A 1,593-nucleotide genomic window follows, 5' to 3' on the forward strand; every position below is an offset into this window, starting at 1 on the left:
GCGTCGTCCTGATCGTTGTTGGCCTCACCTACTTCCCGGCCCTGGCTCTTGGGCCGATCGCGGAAGGTCTCCACTGATGTCGTCCACCCTTACTCCCGCTCCGGCCGATCAGGTCGATCAGGGCGAGGTAGCCGCTGCTCCGCACAGAGTTTCGGCTGGTCTGCTCGATCCCAGGTTGATCGTTTCTTCGCTGCCCGATGCGGTGAAGAAGCTTGATCCTCGGGTGATGGTCAAGAACCCGGTGATGTTCGTGGTCGAGGTCGGCTCGGTGGTCACCACCGTGTCGGCGATCGCCAACCCGAGCGTGTTCGCCTGGGCGATCACGGTGTGGTTGTGGCTGACCACGGTCTTCGCGAATCTGGCCGAGGCCGTGGCCGAGGGCCGCGGCAAGGCGCAGGCCGACACTCTGCGCAAGGCCAAGACCGAGAGTGTTGCTCGCCGGCTGGTCAACTGGCCCGCTGGTGACCGGGAGGAGGAGGTGCCGGGTACGGCGCTCCAGCTCGGTGACCACGTGGTGGTCGAGGCGGGGCAGATCATTCCGGGTGATGGTGATGTCGTTGAGGGCGTTGCGAGTGTGGATGAGTCGGCGATCACCGGTGAGTCCGCGCCGGTGATCCGTGAGTCCGGTGGTGATCGCAGCGCGGTGACCGGTGGCACCAAGGTGCTTTCGGACCGGATCGTGGTCAAGATCGCCACTGAGCCCGGCAAGTCGTTCATCGACCGCATGATCGCGCTGGTTGAGGGGGCGGCCCGGCAGAAGACGCCGAACGAGATCGCGCTCAACATCCTGCTGGCGTCGCTGACGATCGTCTTCCTGGTCGCGGTGGTCACCCTGCAGCCGATGGCGACCTTCGCGGGTGCCCCGCAGACGATGGTCGTGTTGGTCGCGTTGATCGTGGCGCTGATCCCGACCACCATCGGCGCGCTGCTCTCCGCGATCGGTATCGCCGGTATGGACCGGCTGGTGCAGCGCAATGTGTTGGCGATGTCGGGCCGTGCGGTGGAGGCTGCCGGTGACGTGAACACCCTGCTGCTGGACAAGACCGGCACCATCACCCTGGGCAATCGTCAGGCCGCCGAGTTCCAGCCGGCCGAGGGTGTGAGCGTGGCGGAGCTGGCGGATGCCGCCCAGCTCTCCTCGCTGGCGGACGAGACCCCCGAGGGCCGTTCCATCGTGGTCCTGGCCAAGACCGAGTACGGCCTGCGGGCCCGTGCCCAGGGCGAGCTCACCCACGCCACCTGGGTGCCGTTCACCGCGCAGACCAGGATGTCCGGCGTCGACCTCGACGAGCCGGGCGGTGTGCACTGCGTGCGCAAGGGCGCGGCCGGTTCGGTCACCAAGTGGGTGACCGAGAACGGCGGCACCGTCGGTGAGGACATCGCGCAACTGGTCGACGGCATCTCCGCCGCCGGTGGCACCCCGCTGGTGGTCGCCTCCCGGATCGGCGAGGCCGCCCCCCGCGCGCTCGGCGTCATCTACCTCAAGGACGTCGTCAAGGCGGGCATGAGGGAGCGCTTCGACGAGCTGCGCCGGATGGGCATCAAGACCATCATGATCACGGGTGACAATCCGCTGACCGCCAGGGCGATCGC

The 1,593-nt window shown here is 67.5% G+C and carries 2 protein-coding genes; both read left to right on the forward strand.

The window, feature by feature from the left end:
- Positions 1-77, forward strand: a 77-nt coding sequence (locus ACZ5ON_RS35850) for a potassium-transporting ATPase subunit KdpA (protein ID WP_465601775.1), incomplete at its 5' end; no start/stop codon positions are given.
- Positions 77-1,593, forward strand: a 1,517-nt coding sequence (kdpB, locus tag ACZ5ON_RS35855) for a potassium-transporting ATPase subunit KdpB (protein WP_465601773.1), incomplete at its 3' end; no start/stop codon positions are given. The genes ACZ5ON_RS35850 and kdpB, both read left to right, overlap by 1 nt.

Source organism: Kitasatospora sp. NPDC032150 (assembly GCF_055579945.1).